This is a genomic window from Brevundimonas lenta (assembly GCF_014196335.1).
GTDB classification, from domain to species: domain Bacteria; phylum Pseudomonadota; class Alphaproteobacteria; order Caulobacterales; family Caulobacteraceae; genus Brevundimonas; species Brevundimonas lenta.
The window spans coordinates 619,514-635,509 of sequence record NZ_JACIDM010000001.1 but is presented as its reverse complement, the minus strand read 5'-3'; the positions used below and the strand labels follow the sequence as shown (position 1 = coordinate 635,509).

Below are 15,996 nucleotides of genomic sequence, written 5' to 3'. Positions count from 1 at the left end.
CTTCATCGGAGACCGCGCCATGCCCGAGTCCGTAAAGTCCCTGCTTGAATCCGCCAACGCCGCCGTGCCGCGCATCTCGGCCGACGAGGCTCGAACTCTGGTCGCCGAGCGCGACGCCCTGCTGCTCGACGTCCGCGACCCGGCCGAGATCGCCGCGTCCGGCAAGCTGGCCGGGGCGGTGAACGTGCCGCGCGGTATGCTGGAGTTCCGCGCCGACGCGGCGACGCCCTACCATCTGCCCGAACTCCGTACCGACCGGCCGGTCGTCGTGTACTGCGCCTCGGGCGGCCGATCGGCCCTGGCCGGCCAGACGCTGCAGGCCATGGGCTATGGAGAGGTGCGCAATCTCGGCGGCTTCAAGGACGCCAGCGCCGCCGGTTTCGAGGTCGAGCCGGGCGCCTAGCGCAGCGTTTCCCACGCCAGGGCATGCACCTTGTCGCGCCCCAGCGCCGCGGCCAGCGGCGGGTCCTCGAACAGGCCGGCGATGGCCGGATCGCGCACGTCCAGTCCGCCGGTGAAGGCGCCGAAGGCGGGCAGGAGGGCGCGCCGCCCGTCGGTGACGAAACAGGGACGGCGCACGCCGCGGCCATAGGCGGCGACGCGCGCGGCCGGGTGCAGGTGGCCCGCGATCTCACCGGGCCGCACGCCCTGTTGCGGTTCGTGGATCAGGCGCAGGCTGCCCAGCTCAAGCGTCTCGACGATCTGGCCAGTGAGGTCGTCCAGCGCCCCGGCGAGCGCCTGGATGTCGTGGTTTCCCTCGAGCCAGATCCACTCGCGCCCCTCGGCCATCCGGTCCAGACGGATACGATCGGTCGCCGCCATCCGGCCGACGGATTTCGAATCGTGGAAGCTGTCGCCCAGCAGCACGACGGCATCCGGCCGCAGGGCGTCGATCTCAGCCTCCAGCTTCGTCAGGGTCGCGGCGCTGTCGTAGGGCGGCAGCATCTGGCCGCGGGCGGCGAAGGCCGACCCCTTCTCCAGGTGCAGGTCGGCGACGATCAGGGTGCGGTGATTGATGGCCCACAGGGCGCCGGAGCAGCGCAGCACGCAGGGCTCGCCTTCAATCAGGACCCTCAGGCCGCCGCACGGGTGGCGGGCGGGCGACAGGGCCGCGCGGAGCTGTGCGTTCATCGGGCGCCCTCCAGGTCCGCCGGGGCGTCCGCCATGATCTCGTCGATCAGGGCGGACTGGTCGAAGTCGCTGGCCGAGGCTTCAAGGATCATTTCGGCGGCGTCCCCGCCGACCCGCTCGCGACCGATCTGGACCAGAACCGGCACGCAGAACGGCGACGGCCGGTCCAGCGGCATATGCCGGATATGGCCCTGGATGCGCGTCAGCAGCTGACCCAGGCGGGCGACGTCCAGCATCCCCGCCGCGGCGTCGGCGCGGGCGGTGCGGAGCAACAGGTGGTCGGGCTGGTGACGGCGGAGGACGTCGTAGATCAGGTCTGTCGAGAAGGTGACCTGCCGGCCGGTCTTCTCGGCCCCCGGCTGGCGTCGCTCGATCAGGCCGGAGATGAGGGCGCAGTTGCGGAAGGTCCGCTTCATGATGAAGCTCTCCTCCAGCCAGTTCTCAAGATCGTCGCCCAGCATGTCGGGTTCGAACAGGGCATCGAGGTCGAGCCCGTCCATCGGATGGATCGACCAGACGGCCAGAGAATAGTCCGTGCAGACGAAGCCGAGCGGCCCGACGCCGAGCCGATCCAGACGCCGCGTCAGCAGCATGGCCAGGGTGGTGTGGGCCAGCGATCCCTCGAATGGATAGGCGACGAGGAAGTGGCGCGAGCCGCGCGGGAAGGTCTCGACCAGCATGGTGTCCGCGCGCGGGATGGCCGAACGGACCTCCTGAAGCTCCAGCCACTCCTGCACGTCCGGCGGCAGCACCCGCCAGTGGTCACGGTCCTGGACCATGGCCCGGACGCGGCTGGCCAGCGAGGTCGACATGGGGAATTTGGAGCCGCCCCAGGAGGGAATCTTCGGATCCTTGTGGGTCGCATGGGTGACCAGGGCGTCCATGCCGGAGATGCCCTGGAAGGCCCAGACCTGGCCCGCGAAGATGAAGGTGTCGCCCGGGCTCATGGCCTCGAAATAGCTCTCCTCCGCCTCCCCGACCTTGCGGCCGCCGATGAGATGCTTGCCCGAGCCGCCGCGTCGCGAGGCGACCCGCACATTCAGCGTCGCGGCGGCGACGATGGCTCCGACATTCATGCGATGCCGCTGGGCCGTCTGCTGGTTGCGAACCTTCCAGCGGCCCTGCCGGTCGCGGACGATGCGGGCGAAACGTTCGTAGGTCCGGAGCGCATAGCCGCCGGTGGCGACCAGATCGACCACCTCCTCGAAGGTCTCGTACGCGAGGTCGCGATAGGGTCCGCAGGCGGTAACCTCCGTATACAGATCATCCATCGCGAACGGTTCGGAACAGGCGCAACCCATGACGTGCTGGGCGAGGGTGTCCAGGGTGCCGGTATGGTGCGGCTCCCAGTCGAAAGCGTTGGCGGCCACCGCCTCGCGCGCCGCCTGGCATTCCAGCATCTCGAAGCGGCTGGCCGGGACCATCAGGGCGCGGGATGGCTCGTCCAGCCGGTGATTGGCGCGGCCGATGCGCTGCACCAGACGGCTGGCGCCGCGCGGCGCGGCCAGCTGGATGACCAGGTCGACGTCGCCCCAGTCGATGCCGAGATCGAGCGTCGAGGTGCAGACCACGGCGCGCAGGTCGCCCCGCGCCATGGCCGCCTCGACCTTGCGCCTCTGCTCCGCCGCCAGCGAGCCGTGGTGCAGGCCGATGGGCAGACTTTCATCATTCATGGCCCAGAGCTGCTGGAAGACGAACTCGGCCTGCCAGCGGGTGTTGACGAAGATCAGCGTCATCCCCGCGCCCTTGAGGATGTCGTAGACCTCGGGGATGGCGTGCAGGCCGGTATGGCCGGCCCAGGGGACGTGGCCCTGGGACACCAGCACATCGACCACCGGCGGCGCGCCGGGGTCGCCGCGGACGATGCGCACGCCCGCCCCCGTCGGCGCAGGCAGGGGCCTCAGCCAGTCCGCGATCATCTCCGGGTCGTCGACCGTCGCGCTCAGCGCCACGCGGCGCATGTCCGGCGCGAACTGCTGCAGCCGGCCCAGGCCCAGGGACAGCAGATCGCCCCGCTTGCCGCTCCAGATGGCATGGACCTCGTCCAGCACCACGCATTTCAGGTCGGCGAAATACGATCGCGCGCCGTCCCAGGCGCAGAACAGGGCCAACTGCTCGGGCGTGGTCAGCAGGATGTCGGGCGGGAAGTCGCGCTGGCGCTGACGTTTGGACTGTTTGGTGTCGCCGGTTCGGCTCTCGACATGGACGTTCAGCCCGATCTCGCGGATCGGGGTCATCAGGTTGCGCTCGACGTCGGTGGTCAGCGCCTTGAGCGGCGACAGGTACAGGGTGTGAACGCCGGAGCCCGGCCCGAACGCCGGCTTCGGCCCGCGCCCGGCCAATTCGATCAGGGAGGGCAGGAAGCCCGCCAGCGTCTTGCCGCCGCCGGTCGGGGCGACCAGCAGGGCGTGCGATCCGGCCTCGGCCGCCGCGACCATCTCCAGCTGATGGCGCCGGGGCGCCCAGCCGCGCCGCTCGAACCAGTCCGCGAACAGCGGCGGCAGCCCGGTCGCCGGGGGCGGAAGCGTTGCAGGAGCGGCGGCGGGCGTCACCGGCGACCTATAGCATGTTCCCGTTCCGTTTCACTCTCTTCCGGCGACCGAACCGTGGTCGTATTCTGGCGCGGGGGAAGGAGCCGCCCGATGCCCACGCCGACCGTCCAGGCCTTCTTCGATCCCGCCACCAACACGGTGACCTACCTGGTCTCCGACCCGGCGACGGGGCACGCGGCGATCATCGACCCGGTGCTCGACCACGATGCGGAGAGCGGGCGAAGCACTACGGCCTCGGCCGACGCCGTGCTGGCCGAGGCCGAGGGTCGCGGGCTGAAGCCGGTGTGGCTGCTGGAGACCCATGCCCACGCCGACCACCTGTCGGCCGGCGACCACCTGCGCAAGCGGACCGGCGCGCCGATCGGGGTCGGCGCGCGGATCACCGAGGTGCAGGAAACCTTCGCCGATCGTTTCGGCGTCGAGCATCCGGGTTCGGAGGTGTTCGACCGCCTGTTCGCCGACGGCGACCGCTTCACCCTGGGCGAGCTGGAGGTCGAGGTCATCCACACGCCGGGGCATACCCCCGCCTGCATCAGCTACCGGATCGGCGACGCGGTGTTCGTCGGCGACACCCTGTTCATGCCCGACTTCGGCACCGCCCGGGCCGACTTCCCCGGCGGCGACGCAACGACGCTGTACGGCTCGATCCAGCGCATCCTGGCGCTGCCGGACGAGACGCGCGTCTTCGTCGGCCACGACTACCTGCCGAAAGACGGCCGCACCCACTTCGCCTGGGAGACCACGGTCGGCGCCGAGCGCGACGGCAACATCCACGTCGGCGGCGGCAAGGGCGAGGCGGACTTCGTCGCCATGCGCAGCGCGAGAGACGCGACGCTGCCGCCACCGAAGCTGCTGGAGCCGGCGTTGAGGGCGAACATAAGAGCGGGCGCGACGGGCTGAACGTTCCCGTTCCGTTTCGCATCAGGAGCGGCTATCTACGGACCGTGTCCGTCGACTCCCTGACATCCTCCGCAAGCCTGACCGGCGCCGAGCCGTGGCTGGATTTGCCCGCCGCCCTGGCCGTGCCGCCGGGCGCGGGGGCGATCTGCGACGACGAGGGGGCGCGGAAGATCGGGCGCGGCGCGGCCGAGGGCGCGTTCACGACCGGACCGGTGATGGTGGCGCACGCCAGCCTGACCGCGCGGCGGCTGGGCATCGCGCCGCCGCCGCGGTCGGCGGAGATGCTGGACGTGCTGGAGCTGTTCGCCTTCGTGCGGCCGGCGCGGTTCTGCGCGCCCTCGCCCAGCGGTCTGGCGCTGGCCATGGGTCAGGCCGAGCCAAAGGGGGCGGAGGCCCAGGCGACGGCGCTGCGGGTTGCGGCGACGGCCCTGCTGAAGGAACTGGCCGATCCGGCTTATCCGAACCGCGAGGACGCTTTCACGCTCAACGAGACCCTGGCCCGGGCGGGCTGGAGCTGGGCGTGGCGCGTCAGCGGGGCGCTGCAGCACCAGCCGCTGCGCGAACGCCAGCATCGCGGCTCTGGCCTCGACGTCTGGTCGCGCCTGGCCGAGTGGGAGGACGAAGCGCCGCGGGGCGAGGCGGGCTCCGCGCCGGTCGACAGCGAGAGCGCCCGCATCCGGCTGGAGAAGCTGCTGCAGGCGTCGGGGCTGGACGAGACCCGGCCCACGCAATCCGATTATGCGGCCGAGGCCGCCTACGCCTTCTCGCCGCGCAACGAGGAGGGCCGGCCGCGCGTGCTCCTGGCCGAGGCGGGGACGGGCACCGGCAAGACGCTCGGCTATCTGGCCCCCGCCAGCCTGTGGGCCGAGCGGAACCAGGGGGCCGCCTGGGTGTCGACCTACACCCGCGCCCTGCAACGCCAGATCGACCGCGAGAGCGCGGCGCTGTGGCCCGACCCGGCCGAGCGCAAGAAGAAGGCCGTCGTCCGCAAGGGGCGCGAGAACTACCTGTGCCTGCTGAACCTGCAGGACATGGTGCAGGCGGCGCAGCTGGGGAACGGCGATCTGATCGGCATGGCGCTGGCCAGCCGCTGGGCGCTGCATTCGCGCGACGGCGACATGACCGGCGGCGACTATCCGGGCTGGCTGCCGGGGCTGTTCGCGGTGGGCGCGGCGCATCAGGCGAGCGCGGCGAACCTGGTCGACCGGCGCGGCGAGTGCGTGCACGCGGCCTGTCCGCACTACCGCACCTGTTTCGTCGAGAAGACCATCCGCGCCAGCCGCCGCGCCGATCTGGTCGTCGCCAACCACGCGCTGGTCATGACCCAGGCCGCCTTCGACGGGGCGCGGTCGGCGCGGGGCCTGAAGCAGGACGGCGAGACGGCGGCGCTGAAGCGGGTCGTCTTCGACGAGGGCCACCACCTGTTCGACGCAGCCGACAGCGCCTTCTCCGCCTGTCTGTCGGGCCAGGAGGCGGCCGAGCTGCGACGCTGGCTGCGGGGGCCGGAGGGGCGCGGCCGTCGCGGGCGCGGTCTGGAACAGCGCCTGGGCGACCTGTGCGCCGACAACGAGGCCGCGACCAGCGCTCTGCAGGACGCCATCCGCGCCGCGGCCCAACTGCCTGGCGAAGGCGTGTCCGGCCGGGTCGCCCCGGCGTCGGGCGAGGTCAATCCGGTCGGGCCGATCGAGCGCTTCCTGGTCGCCGCGCTGGAACAACTCCGTGCACGGACGAGTGAGAACGCGACGGCCGGCGGCGGCGAGTTCGGCATGGAATGCAGCCTGCGCCCGGTCACCGAGCCTGTGCTGGAGGCGGCGCGGGAGGCGGCAAAGGCGCTGGCCGCTGTGGAGGCGCCCCTGCTGGCCCTGTCGCGGCATCTGGAAGACATTCTCGACGACGAGGCGGCCGAGCTGGATGGTTCGTCGCGCGCCCGGATCGAGGGGGCGCTGCGTGGCCTGGATCGCCGCGCCCGGATGACCCTGCCCGGCTGGCGCTCGATGCTGGCGGCGCTGGAGGTCGGGGGCGACGAGCCGGATCCGGACTTCGTCGACTGGCTGAGCGCCGAAGCCGCCTTCGGCCGCATCCATGACGTGGCCCTGCGCCGGCACTGGATCGACCCGACCGTGCCGCTGGAGGCCGCCGTGGTCATGCCGTCGCACGGGGTGCTGATCACCTCCGCCACCCTGTCCGATCCGATGTCGGACGATCCGTTCGATCTTGCCCGGCTGCGCAGCGGCGCGGCGCGGCTGATCGAACCGGCGCGGACGCTGAAAGTCGAAAGTCCGTTCGACTATGCGGCCAACAGCCGGGTCATCGTCGTCAACGACCTGATGAAAGACGACACGCGCCAGACGGCGGCGGCGATGCGCGAACTGTTCCTCGCCGCCGGCGGCGGGGGCCTGGGCCTGTTCACCGCCATCCGCCGGCTGAAGGCGGTCTATGAGCGGCTGGGCCCCGACCTGGCGAAACAGGGGTTCCCGCTCTACGCCCAGCACGTCGATCCGCTGGAGGTCGGCGCCCTGGTCGATGTGTTCCGGGCCGAGCAGGACAGCTGCCTGCTGGGCACGGACGCGGTGCGCGACGGGGTGGATGTGCCGGGCCGGTCCTTGCGCATCCTCGCCTTCGACCGCGTGCCGTGGCCGCGCCCCGACCTGCTGCACAAGGCGCGGCGCGAGCGTTTCGGCGGCGGCCCGCAGGCACGCGCCTACGACGACGCCCTGGCCCGCGCCCGCATGTCCCAGGCCTTCGGAAGGCTGATCCGGCGGGCCGACGACAAGGGCGTCTTCGTCATGCTGGACGCCGCCTGTCCGACCCGATTGTTCGCCAGCCTGCCGCCGGGGACCGAGGTGCAGCGCATGGGACTCGCCGAAGCGGTGGAACTGGTCGGAGATTTCCTGCGCTGACACTGCGCAGGTCGCCATGATCTGGTAAGGGATGACCATGTCCGAACCAGCGTATCGTCATCGTCGTCGCGGCCTGTTCACCCCCTTCGTGATCGTCGGTCTGGTGCTGGCCGTCTGGACCGGGTGGTGGTTCTTCCTCGCCGGTCAGATCGAGAAACAGCTGGACCTGCAGGTCGCCGCGATGCGCCGCGACGGCTGGCAGATCACCCACGCCGACGTCGTCACCACCGGCTGGCCCTTCCGGGCGCGGGTGTCGGTGCCGCACGCCGACGTCGTCGCCCCGTCCGGTCACGGCATCGCCGCGCCCGAGTTCGTGGCCGAGGCCAACGCCTGGAACCCAGGCCGCTGGGTCGTCCTCGCGCCCCAGGGCGTGACCTTCACCCGCCCGGACAAGGGCAAGGTCGGCATCCGCGGCGACGCCATGCGGCTGAGCATCAGCCATCTGCGCGATCGCTTCCCCGATTTCCGGGTGCAGATGGTGCGGCCCGTCTTCACCTCGCACCGCGACGCCGAGCCGTTCCCGATCTCGTCGGCCGAACGGATCGAGCTCTACACCCGCCCGCACCTGACCAACGGACAGCAGTCGACCGACCAGATGGACGTCCTGTTCCGCCTGGTGGACGCGCGCGGCCGTCCGGGCGGCCCCGTCGAGGGCGCGACCCGGCAGGGCCGGTTGAGCGTCGACGTAGAGGGCGTGGTCGACCGGGCCAGCCAGCTGTCCGAGGGCGGCGAGGACGGCATTCTGGCGAACTGGTCGCGTCAGGGCGGCCGGGTCACCAACATCCAGGGCACCCTGACCGCCGGCGAAAGCCGCGCCCGGATGACCAGCAGCGCCCTGTCCGCCGGTCCAGACGGCCGCCTGGTGGGCGCGGTCGCCCTGACCGCGGAACAGCCGCTGGCCGCCATTCAGGGGCTGGCCGGCTCGCGCACCGGGGCGGTCAATCGCGTCGGGGCCGCCAGCGCGGCGGCCGCAACGGCCGTCCGCGGCGACCGGGAAATGGATCTGGTCATCCGCTTCCGCGACGGCCGCACCTGGCTTGGTCCGTTCGCCCTGGCTCCCGCGCCGAAGCTGTTCTGATGCTGAAAGAGCCGCCTGAGGACGCAGCGCGTCTCGCGCTGGACCGCGCCATCGCCCATGCCGTCCGCGCCCGTCTGGCCGCCGGGCCGCGCGCCACGCCCGACGCCGACGCGGTCGCACTGCGCGAGGCCCTGGCGGGTCTGTCGCCGCCCGAGATCGCCGCCGCCCGATCGGTGCTGGGGCGTATCGACGCCGCCCAGGGCGGGCCGTTGATCGTTTGGGGCCCCGCCAGCCAGGTTCTGGCCGCCGACCGCTTCGGTCTCAGCGCGCGGATGGCGTCGAAGCCCGAGAACGCCCTGGCGTCGGTGCGGGAAGGCGCCCGAGCCCTGATGGACCTGACGACATCGTCGCCGTGGTGGGGTCGGCTGCTGGCCGAACCGGCGCTGCGCGTCGTCGGCGCCCTGCCCGATCACGGCGCCGGCCTGCCGCGCGCGCTGATGGTCCGCAAGGCGCCGCCCGGCCCGACCGGCGACGACCGCACCTTCTGGGCCACCGACAGCGCCCTGCCCGACGCGCGCATAGTCGAAGCCCTGGGCGCGGCCGGCCTGGCGGCGTCGCCGCTGATCGCCGCAGGCGGGTTGAAGCTGTTCGTTCTGGCGGGCTATGTGCAGGCCGAGGACGGGCGGCTCGCATCCGCGCCCGGCAGCCTTTCCGGCGTCATCGGCGCCGCCCCCGTATTCTGAGAGCCTCCATGACCGATCTGCCCACGCCCAAGCCCGGCATCCTCGACATCGCCCCCTATGTCGGCGGCAAGTCGAAGATCGACGGCGTGGCCGAGCCGATGAAGCTGTCGTCGAACGAGAACGCGCTGGGCGCCGGCCAGAAGGCGCGCGAGGCCTTCCAGGCGGCCGTGAGCAACATCCATATCTATCCGGACGGCCGGGCGACGAAGCTGCGTGACGCGGTCGCCGACCATCACGGGCTGGAGCCCGAGCGCCTGATCTTCGGCAACGGCTCGGACGAGGTCTTCGCCCTGCTGAACCAGACCTATCTGACCCCGGGCGACAACATCGTCACCGGCCAGTACGGCTTCCTCGCCTACCGCATCTCGGCCCTGGCCAACCAGGCCGAGGTCCGCCTCGCTCCCGAGCCCAACTTCCGCACCGAGGTCGACGCCCTGCTCGCGCTGGTCGATGAGCGGACGAAGCTGGTCTACATCTCCAGCCCGTCGAACCCGACCGGCAGCTACAACACCGCCGAAGAGACCCGCCGCCTGCACGAGGCCCTGCCCGCCCATGTGCTGCTGGTCATTGACGAGGCCTATGCCGAGTTCGTCGCCGAGCCGGACTGGGAGACCAGCCTGCCGCTGGCGCGCGACGCGGAGAACATCGTCGTCACCCGCACCTTCTCCAAGATCCACGGCCTCGGCGGTCTGCGCATCGGCTTCGGCTATGCGCCGCTGAAGGTGGCGGAAGCCGTCGACCGCATCCGCCTGCCGTTCAACGTCTCGGTGCCGGGCCTCGAGGCCGCCGTCGCCGCCCTGGGCGACGAGGCGCACCAGAAGGCGTCGCGCGACCTGGTCCAGACCTGGCGTCCGCGCCTGACCCAGGCCATCAAGGGCTTCGGTTTCGAGGTCTTCCCCTCGGCCGGGAACTTCGTCCTGGTCCGCTTCCCGGACGAGAAGCGCAACGCCGCCGCCGCCAACGAATACCTGCACACCAGGGGCATCATCGTGCGCCCGGTCGGCGGCTACGGCCTGCACGACTGCCTGCGCATCACGGTCGGCACCGAGGACCAGAACCGGGCGGTGCTGGATGCGCTGAGCGAGTTCGCGGCAAGCTAGATGGGGCGACAGGTCGAACTCGCGTTCCTGCATCCCCTTTGGCTGACGGCGGCATGGATCGTTTCAGCTGTGGCTCTCCTGTGCTCCGTCGAAGCGGGAGGCGCCTTCGATACGGCTGGGTCAATCTTCCCTGCTCCGTGGCCAATCGCGTTCGCTGTAGCCTTGTCCTTCGCGTCGGCCTTTCTGCTGCCCCTCGCGTGGGTTCACGGCGTTTTCCGCGCCGCTCACCTCGCGATGCGTGAGGAAGGGACATCCCGGCTGTCCGACTGGACATTCTGGCTCGCCGGCGCCGGATGCGCTTTGGCCGTCTTGGCGAGTCCCGCCATCATGATGTCGGACGAGGCGACGCTGGAGGCGATCGGATACTGGCCCAACCTGGTGGGGATGGGCGTAGCGGCTGCGTATGTGGCGTCTTTCTGGACTGCCGCCACCACACTTGTTCGCTTCGAGGGACGCACCGGTCAGTCTGACGGCAAGGTAGCGGGGACCTTTGTCCTGCTCCTCTACTGGATAATCGGAGCCTGGCTGCTGCGTCCGCGCCTGATGAAGCTGAAAGCGGCGCTAACCGCGGCTCCCGGTACTAGTGCCGCCTGAACACGCGGCTCGCCGCCCAGCCGGTGAACATGGCCAGCAGGACGCACAGCAGGCCGTAGGTCCACGGACGGCGGTGGGCGAATTCGAAGATGTCGCGCTCGATGCCGACCTTCTCGACCGTCAGGGTCAGGTTGCTGACCGACACCGGCTCGCCCTGCTGGAACAGCCAGACCTCGGCGAAATACTCGCCGGTCGGGGCGACGGCCGGTAGCTCGACCTCGGCGCGGAACAGGCCGCGGTCGACGAACTCGACGCCTTCCGGATCGCTGTTGTAGAGCGCCGCGCCCTCGCGCAGGCGGATCACCGCGCGGCGCCAGTCGAGGTAGTCGTCCTCCAGCCGACTTACGACCACGTCGCGCACGCCGTAGCGGGTGACGGTGCGGCTCTCTTGCGGGGCGTTGATGCGCAGGTGGTCGAGGCCGACGCCCAGCCGCCGCAACTGGCCGAAGTCGGCGATATCGCTGAGCGGCCGGGTCGAGGCGGTCATGTAGAAGCCCGGAGCGCCTTCGAAGAGGACGGGCCGGCTGTTGAGCCAGACGCCGGTGTTGCGGGTCTTCTTGACCAGACGCACCGGAGCGTCCGGCCCGCGCACCACGACCACGACATCGGCCGGATCGTCCGTCGGATTGAAGACGGCGCCGAACAGCACGATCGAGGCGCCGCGGAAGCTGGAATCGACCATAACCCGGGCGTCGGTCAGGGCGGCGGCGACGCGGACCTCCTCCGTCGTGGCGACGGAGCGCTCGGGCGCGAGGGCCTCAACAGCGGGCGGCGGGGGCGGAAGCGCCTGCATCATCACTGCACCCCCGGCGCGAAGGCGAACAGGTCGCTGGGCCGGACGAACAGCTCAAGCCCCATCTGGATGCCGACCAGAAGGACGATCAGCCCCAGCACGGCGCGGAGCTCCTCGGCGCGGAAGCGGCCGGACCAGCGGGCGCCGTACTGGGCCCCGACGACGCCGCCCAGCAGCAGGATGGTCGAAAGGACGATGTCGACCGTCTGGTTCCGACCGGCCTGCAGGATGGTGGTGACGGCGGTGGTGATGATGATCTGGAACAGGCTGGTGCCGACCACTACGCCGGCCCGCATGCGCAGGACGTAGAGCATGGCGGGCACGAGGATGAAGCCGCCGCCGACGCCCATGATCGCCGACAGCACCCCGGCGAAGACGCCGAGGCCGAAGGGCGGAATGGCGCTGATGTACAGGCCCGACCGCGGGAAGCGCATCTTCAGCGGCAGGCCGTACAGCCACAGCGGCCGGCGACGCTCCTTGTGCGGAACGACGTCCCCGCGCACCCGCCTCAGGATTTCGCCGAGACTCTCGTAAAGCATCAGGGTGCCGATAGCGCCGAGGAACAGCAGATAGGCCAGGGCCACCGCCAGGTCGGCCTGACCGAGCAGGCGCAGGTAGCGGAACAGCTCCACGCCCGCGAAGGCGCCGATGACGCCGCCGGCGGCCATGACCCCGCCCATGCGCCAGTCGACCGCCTTCTGGTTGGTGTAGGCGATGACGCCCGAGGTCGAGGAGGCGACGACGTGGCTGGCCTGGCTGGCGACGGCCACGGACGGCGGGATGCCGAGGAAGATCAGGATCGGCGCCATCAGGAAGCCGCCGCCGATCCCGAACAATCCGGACACGAATCCGACCGTCGCTCCCAGCAGAACCAGGAGCGGCCAGTTCACCGAAACCTCGGCGATCGGCAGATAGATATCCAAAGGACGCGCCTTCGGCTGGAACTGAGGTCAGGCGCCGGAAAGGCGACGGTGAATCGTATCCTGCACGCAACCGGCGGGGCCCGCCACCGGATGCGCCGGTCAGGCGCGCGGCGCGCCTATCAGGCGAGCGGCGCGACCGTGAAGCGTTCGGCCTGGGCGCGGCCCTTGACCCGGTCGGCGGCGGACATCCCGTCCCGCAGGCGAGCGACCGCGGCCTGGGCGTCGGCGTCTCCGCCGCGCGCGGCGATCAGATACCATTTGTAGGCCTGGACCAGGTCGGCGGTGACGCCATCCTCGCCCTTCTCATACAGGAAGGCCAGGTTGTACTGGCTGTCGCCGTAGCCGCGCTCGGCCGCGCGCGTCAGCCACATCAGGGCGTCAGCCGGGCTCTTCTCGCCGCCGATGCCGTCGAACAGGGTCATGCCGTAGGCGTGCATGCCTTTCGGATCGCCCAGCTCGGCGGCCCGGCGCGTCCAGGCGCGGGTCTCGGTGAGATCGACCGGAACGCCGTACAGGCCCTGCTGATAGGCGCCGGCCAGTTGCAGCTGGGCCGCGGGATAGCCGAGGTCAGCCGCCTGCTTCAGGGTGGAGACCCCCGCCGCATCGTTGGTGTCCAGCTGGATCACCGCCTGCTGGTACAGTTCGGCGGCGCGCGCGGTGTCGACGGGCGTCGCATCGATCGCCGTGGTGGCCAGGGCCGCGATCGGCTCGGCCTTCGCCTCGCCCGTGGCCAGGGCGGTGAAGTCCACGCCCGATCCGGTCAGTTCGCTGAAGGCCAAAGCGCCGCCGGCGGTCAGGACCACGGCGACAGCCGAAGCGCCGAGCGCCTTGCGCACCGTGCCGCCGTCGCGGGCCTTGTCGAGCCGCTCCTGCAGGCGGGACTTGCCGCCGCGCTTGAGGCCGAAGCCCGTGCGCGGAGCCTCCGCCTCGGGTTCGTTCATGGCGGCGCGGGCGGCGTCGATGGCGTGGCGGGTCGACTGCGAGGCCCGGCCCTGGGCGGCGGCGGCGCGGAGCGCGCGCGGATCGACGAAGTCGGTCTCGCCGGCGAAATCGTCCGGGCCGGCGTCGAAGGCCTCCGGCGCCGTGGCGGCCAGGGCGTCGGACACGTCGGCGCCGCCGAAGCCTTGTCCGAACGACGGCGGGGCCGGCGCGGGTTGCAACGGAGCCAGGTCCTCGGCCGGCGAGGGCATGACCGCCTCGCGGCTGCCGAACGGCACGGACGGAACCGGCTCGGCCAGGGTGCGCGGGCCGCGCATGACGGCGTCGAACACGGCGTCCGCGGTGAGAACTTCAGGCTGGGCGGCCTTCGGCGCGGGCGCCGGAGCGGGTTCCGGATCGGGCGGGGCCAGTTCGGCCGACCATGCCTGCTGCTCGGCGTACTCCGGATCCTCGAAAGTCGCGCCGCTGAAGGGAGCGTCGGGGAAGGCCGCGTCCGGGAAGGCGGCGGCGCGCCAGTCGGGCTGGATGTCCGCGACCGGCGACGGCGCCGGCTTCGCCGCTTCGGCGCGGCGCTCGATATTCTCGCGCGCCTCGGCGATCAGGGAGGCGGTGCGCTCTTCCGACAGGCGCATGCGCTCGGCCAGCTCGCCGGAGGCGCGGTCGTAGCGCTGCTCGATGCGGCTGGAGCTGTCGGTCAGGCGGCGGCCGATGTCTTCCAGCGCCTGGGCGGAGCGCCGCTCGGACTGGGCGATGCGCTCGCTGAGACGGTCGGAGATGCGGGTGATCTCGCCGCCCAGCTTCTCGAGCGCCAGTGCGTGGCGGTCGTCGGCGGCGGTGAGGCGCTGTTCCAGCCCCTGGGCGAAACGGCCCATGTCGGACTCGACCCGACGCGACAGCGCCTCGCCCAGCTTCTCCAGCTGCGCGGGGGTGTCCGTCTCGATCCGGCCGACGCGGCCGTTCAGGTTCTCGGCGATGCGCAGGACCTCGCGGCCCATGGCCTCGACGGCCTTGGCCGAGCGGGTCTCGGAGGTCTTGACCTGTTCGCCCAGGGCCAGCACCGCGCGCTCGATCCGGTCCATCCGGTTCTCGGACTCGGCGGTGTCGAGCCGGCGCATCATCTCGGTGCGGTTGGCGTCGACCTGACGGCTCAGGGTTTCGGCCAACTTTTCGAAGCGGGCGGCCTCGCGCGCGCCTTCAGGCTCGACACGGGTTTCCGCGGCGCGGAGGCGTTGATCCAGACCGGCGAACGAGCGCTCCAGACCGCGCAGGGCGTCGGTAGTGCGGGCCTGGGCCTGGTCCAGCCGCGAGCCGACCTGGGCCAGCAGATCGGCGCCTGCGCCGGGGCCGGCCAGCTTCTCGACCGTGTCCATGCGCTGGCGGAGTTCGTTGACGCCCGAGCGCTGGCGCTCCTCGATGTCGTAGAGACGGCCGGCGAGCGCGCCGAGGCCGGCCTCGACCTTGCCGAAGGTCTCGGTCGTCTTCGGCCCGACTTCCTGCTCGAATTTGCGCAGGCGGCGATGGCCCTCGCGCAGTTCCTCGGCCATGTCGTCAATGCGGCGGCCGGACGAGCGGCCGTCCTGATCCTGGGTCTCGAGCCGGCGAACCAGACCGGTGACGGCCTGATCGACGCCCTGGATGGCGATGGTCGAGCGGCGCTCCGCGGCTTCCAGCCGGGCGGCGATGGCGTCGACCGAGGCGCTCAGGCGTTGCCAGACATCCTCGCCGGCGGAGCCGTAGGCGTCATCAAGGCGGCGCGTGCGCCCGCGGCGTTCAAACGATTCGGCGGCGTGGGCGCGGCGGGGCATGGGCGTGTAGCCCTCGTCCTGCTCGGCGTCCTCGATGATCATGGAATTCAGCCACTCGCCGAGCGTCATGCCCGAACGGCGCGCAAGGTCCTTGGCGATCTCGCGAGCCTTGGGGTCTATCCCCTTCACGCTCCACGGCGCGGCTGCGCTCACTGATTCGCCTCCCGACCTACAAGCCAGACGCTAAGCGTCCAGATCAGGGGTGTAAACTCGCGGTTAACCCCAAGATGTAGGGGTCTCGCCATCTTCCTGTGGAAAGCCCGAACACTCCCCGTATATGTCGCCCCAACGTAGTTAACGGACGGTGAAGATTAACCTCCCGGCAAGGACTCGGACCTTGCGCGGAGCTGCTTCGCGGGCCACGTGGCGCCGATGACCCTGACCGTGACCCTCATTCTGATCGCCATCGCCCTGACGGTCGCCGTATTCGCGGGCTGGAGGGGCGCGCGGCCGTGGGATCCGTCGAAGGGCGTCCGCATGGCGCCGTGGCGGTTCATCATGGTGATGGCGGGCGCGGTTCTGTTCATCCTGCTGGTCCACCTGGGGACCCTGCTGGGCGTGCCGCAGCGGACCTACTAGGCCCTCCGGAGAACAAGAC

General features: G+C 71.1%; 13 protein-coding genes. 8 read left to right on the top strand and 5 right to left on the bottom strand.

Features of this window, described 5'->3' with window-relative positions:
* Window positions 1-19 precede the first annotated feature (19 nt).
* A complete protein-coding gene (locus tag GGR12_RS03225) occupies window positions 20-403 on the top strand; it encodes a rhodanese-like domain-containing protein (protein WP_183202848.1) in 384 nt (127 codons plus the stop codon).
* Here the strand turns inward: GGR12_RS03225 and pdeM are convergent.
* A complete protein-coding gene (gene pdeM, locus GGR12_RS03220) occupies window positions 400-1,131 on the bottom strand; it encodes a ligase-associated DNA damage response endonuclease PdeM (RefSeq protein WP_183202846.1) in 732 nt (243 codons plus the stop codon). The genes GGR12_RS03225 and pdeM overlap by 4 nt on opposite strands.
* On the bottom strand, window positions 1,128-3,683 hold the full coding sequence (locus tag GGR12_RS03215) for a ligase-associated DNA damage response DEXH box helicase (protein WP_343053073.1): 2,556 nt from the start codon (window positions 3,681-3,683) through the stop codon (window positions 1,128-1,130). Before GGR12_RS03215 ends, pdeM begins: the two co-directional genes overlap by 4 nt.
* 90 nt (window positions 3,684-3,773) lie before the next feature.
* Here GGR12_RS03215 and GGR12_RS03210 point away from each other — a divergent pair, with 90 nt between their 5' ends.
* From GGR12_RS03210 to GGR12_RS03185, 6 genes are all read left to right on the top strand, one after another.
* Complete coding sequence (locus tag GGR12_RS03210; protein WP_183202844.1) at window positions 3,774-4,583, top strand: MBL fold metallo-hydrolase; 810 nt, start codon at window positions 3,774-3,776, stop codon at window positions 4,581-4,583.
* A gap of 77 nt (window positions 4,584-4,660) precedes the next feature.
* Window positions 4,661-7,483, top strand: a complete 2,823-nt coding sequence (locus GGR12_RS03205) for an ATP-dependent DNA helicase (protein ID WP_221212248.1) — start codon at window positions 4,661-4,663, stop codon at window positions 7,481-7,483.
* Window positions 7,484-7,520: 37 nt separating this feature from the next.
* The gene (locus GGR12_RS03200; protein WP_183202840.1) at window positions 7,521-8,561 is read left to right on the top strand and encodes a DUF2125 domain-containing protein; all 1,041 of its coding nucleotides are present in this window, start codon (window positions 7,521-7,523) and stop codon (window positions 8,559-8,561) included.
* Window positions 8,561-9,244: a hypothetical protein gene (locus GGR12_RS03195; RefSeq protein ID WP_183202838.1), complete on the top strand. Its 684-nt coding sequence runs from the start codon at window positions 8,561-8,563 to the stop codon at window positions 9,242-9,244. The genes GGR12_RS03200 and GGR12_RS03195 overlap by 1 nt, the downstream gene beginning before the upstream one ends.
* An 8-nt stretch (window positions 9,245-9,252) precedes the next feature.
* Window positions 9,253-10,344, top strand: a complete 1,092-nt coding sequence (gene hisC / locus GGR12_RS03190) for a histidinol-phosphate transaminase (protein ID WP_183202836.1) — start codon at window positions 9,253-9,255, stop codon at window positions 10,342-10,344.
* Entirely contained in the window at window positions 10,345-10,938 is a 594-nt protein-coding gene (locus GGR12_RS03185) for a hypothetical protein (RefSeq protein WP_183202834.1), read from the top strand.
* On the opposite strand, the gene GGR12_RS03180 is transcribed toward GGR12_RS03185, so the two are convergent.
* The 3 genes from GGR12_RS03180 to GGR12_RS03170 all read right to left on the bottom strand — a co-directional run bounded on the left by GGR12_RS03180 (window position 10,925) and on the right by GGR12_RS03170 (window position 15,551).
* Window positions 10,925-11,734 carry a TIGR02186 family protein gene (locus GGR12_RS03180; RefSeq protein ID WP_221212185.1) on the bottom strand — a complete coding sequence of 270 codons (810 nt, stop codon included), beginning with the start codon at window positions 11,732-11,734 and terminating at the stop codon, window positions 10,925-10,927. The genes GGR12_RS03185 and GGR12_RS03180 overlap by 14 nt on opposite strands.
* Complete coding sequence (locus tag GGR12_RS03175; protein WP_183202832.1) at window positions 11,734-12,654, bottom strand: sulfite exporter TauE/SafE family protein; 921 nt, start codon at window positions 12,652-12,654, stop codon at window positions 11,734-11,736. The genes GGR12_RS03180 and GGR12_RS03175 overlap by 1 nt, the downstream gene beginning before the upstream one ends.
* A gap of 119 nt (window positions 12,655-12,773) precedes the next feature.
* Window positions 12,774-15,551: a hypothetical protein gene (locus GGR12_RS03170; protein ID WP_343053072.1), complete on the bottom strand. Its 2,778-nt coding sequence runs from the start codon at window positions 15,549-15,551 to the stop codon at window positions 12,774-12,776.
* Window positions 15,552-15,770: 219 nt separating this feature from the next.
* Between GGR12_RS03170 and GGR12_RS03165 the strand changes: the two genes are divergently transcribed.
* Window positions 15,771-15,977, top strand: a complete 207-nt coding sequence (locus GGR12_RS03165; protein ID WP_183202830.1) for a hypothetical protein — start codon at window positions 15,771-15,773, stop codon at window positions 15,975-15,977.
* The last annotated feature ends 19 nt before the right edge of the window (window positions 15,978-15,996 follow it).

What these genes read in the sequence shown, in the direction of transcription:
- hisC (WP_183202836.1), top strand. Translation starts at nt 9,253, where the DNA reads ATGACCGATCTGCCCACGCCCAAGCCCGGCATCCTCGACATCGCCCCC.
- GGR12_RS03180 (WP_221212185.1), bottom strand. Translation starts at nt 11,734, where the DNA reads ATGATGCAGGCGCTTCCGCCCCCGCCGCCCGCTGTTGAGGCCCTCGCG.
- GGR12_RS03200 (WP_183202840.1), top strand. Translation starts at nt 7,521, where the DNA reads ATGTCCGAACCAGCGTATCGTCATCGTCGTCGCGGCCTGTTCACCCCC.
- GGR12_RS03210 (WP_183202844.1), top strand. Translation starts at nt 3,774, where the DNA reads ATGCCCACGCCGACCGTCCAGGCCTTCTTCGATCCCGCCACCAACACG.
- GGR12_RS03195 (WP_183202838.1), top strand. Translation starts at nt 8,561, where the DNA reads ATGCTGAAAGAGCCGCCTGAGGACGCAGCGCGTCTCGCGCTGGACCGC.
- pdeM (WP_183202846.1), bottom strand. Translation starts at nt 1,131, where the DNA reads ATGAACGCACAGCTCCGCGCGGCCCTGTCGCCCGCCCGCCACCCGTGC.
- GGR12_RS03225 (WP_183202848.1), top strand. Translation starts at nt 20, where the DNA reads ATGCCCGAGTCCGTAAAGTCCCTGCTTGAATCCGCCAACGCCGCCGTG.
- GGR12_RS03165 (WP_183202830.1), top strand. Translation starts at nt 15,771, where the DNA reads ATGACCCTGACCGTGACCCTCATTCTGATCGCCATCGCCCTGACGGTC.
- GGR12_RS03185 (WP_183202834.1), top strand. Translation starts at nt 10,345, where the DNA reads ATGGGGCGACAGGTCGAACTCGCGTTCCTGCATCCCCTTTGGCTGACG.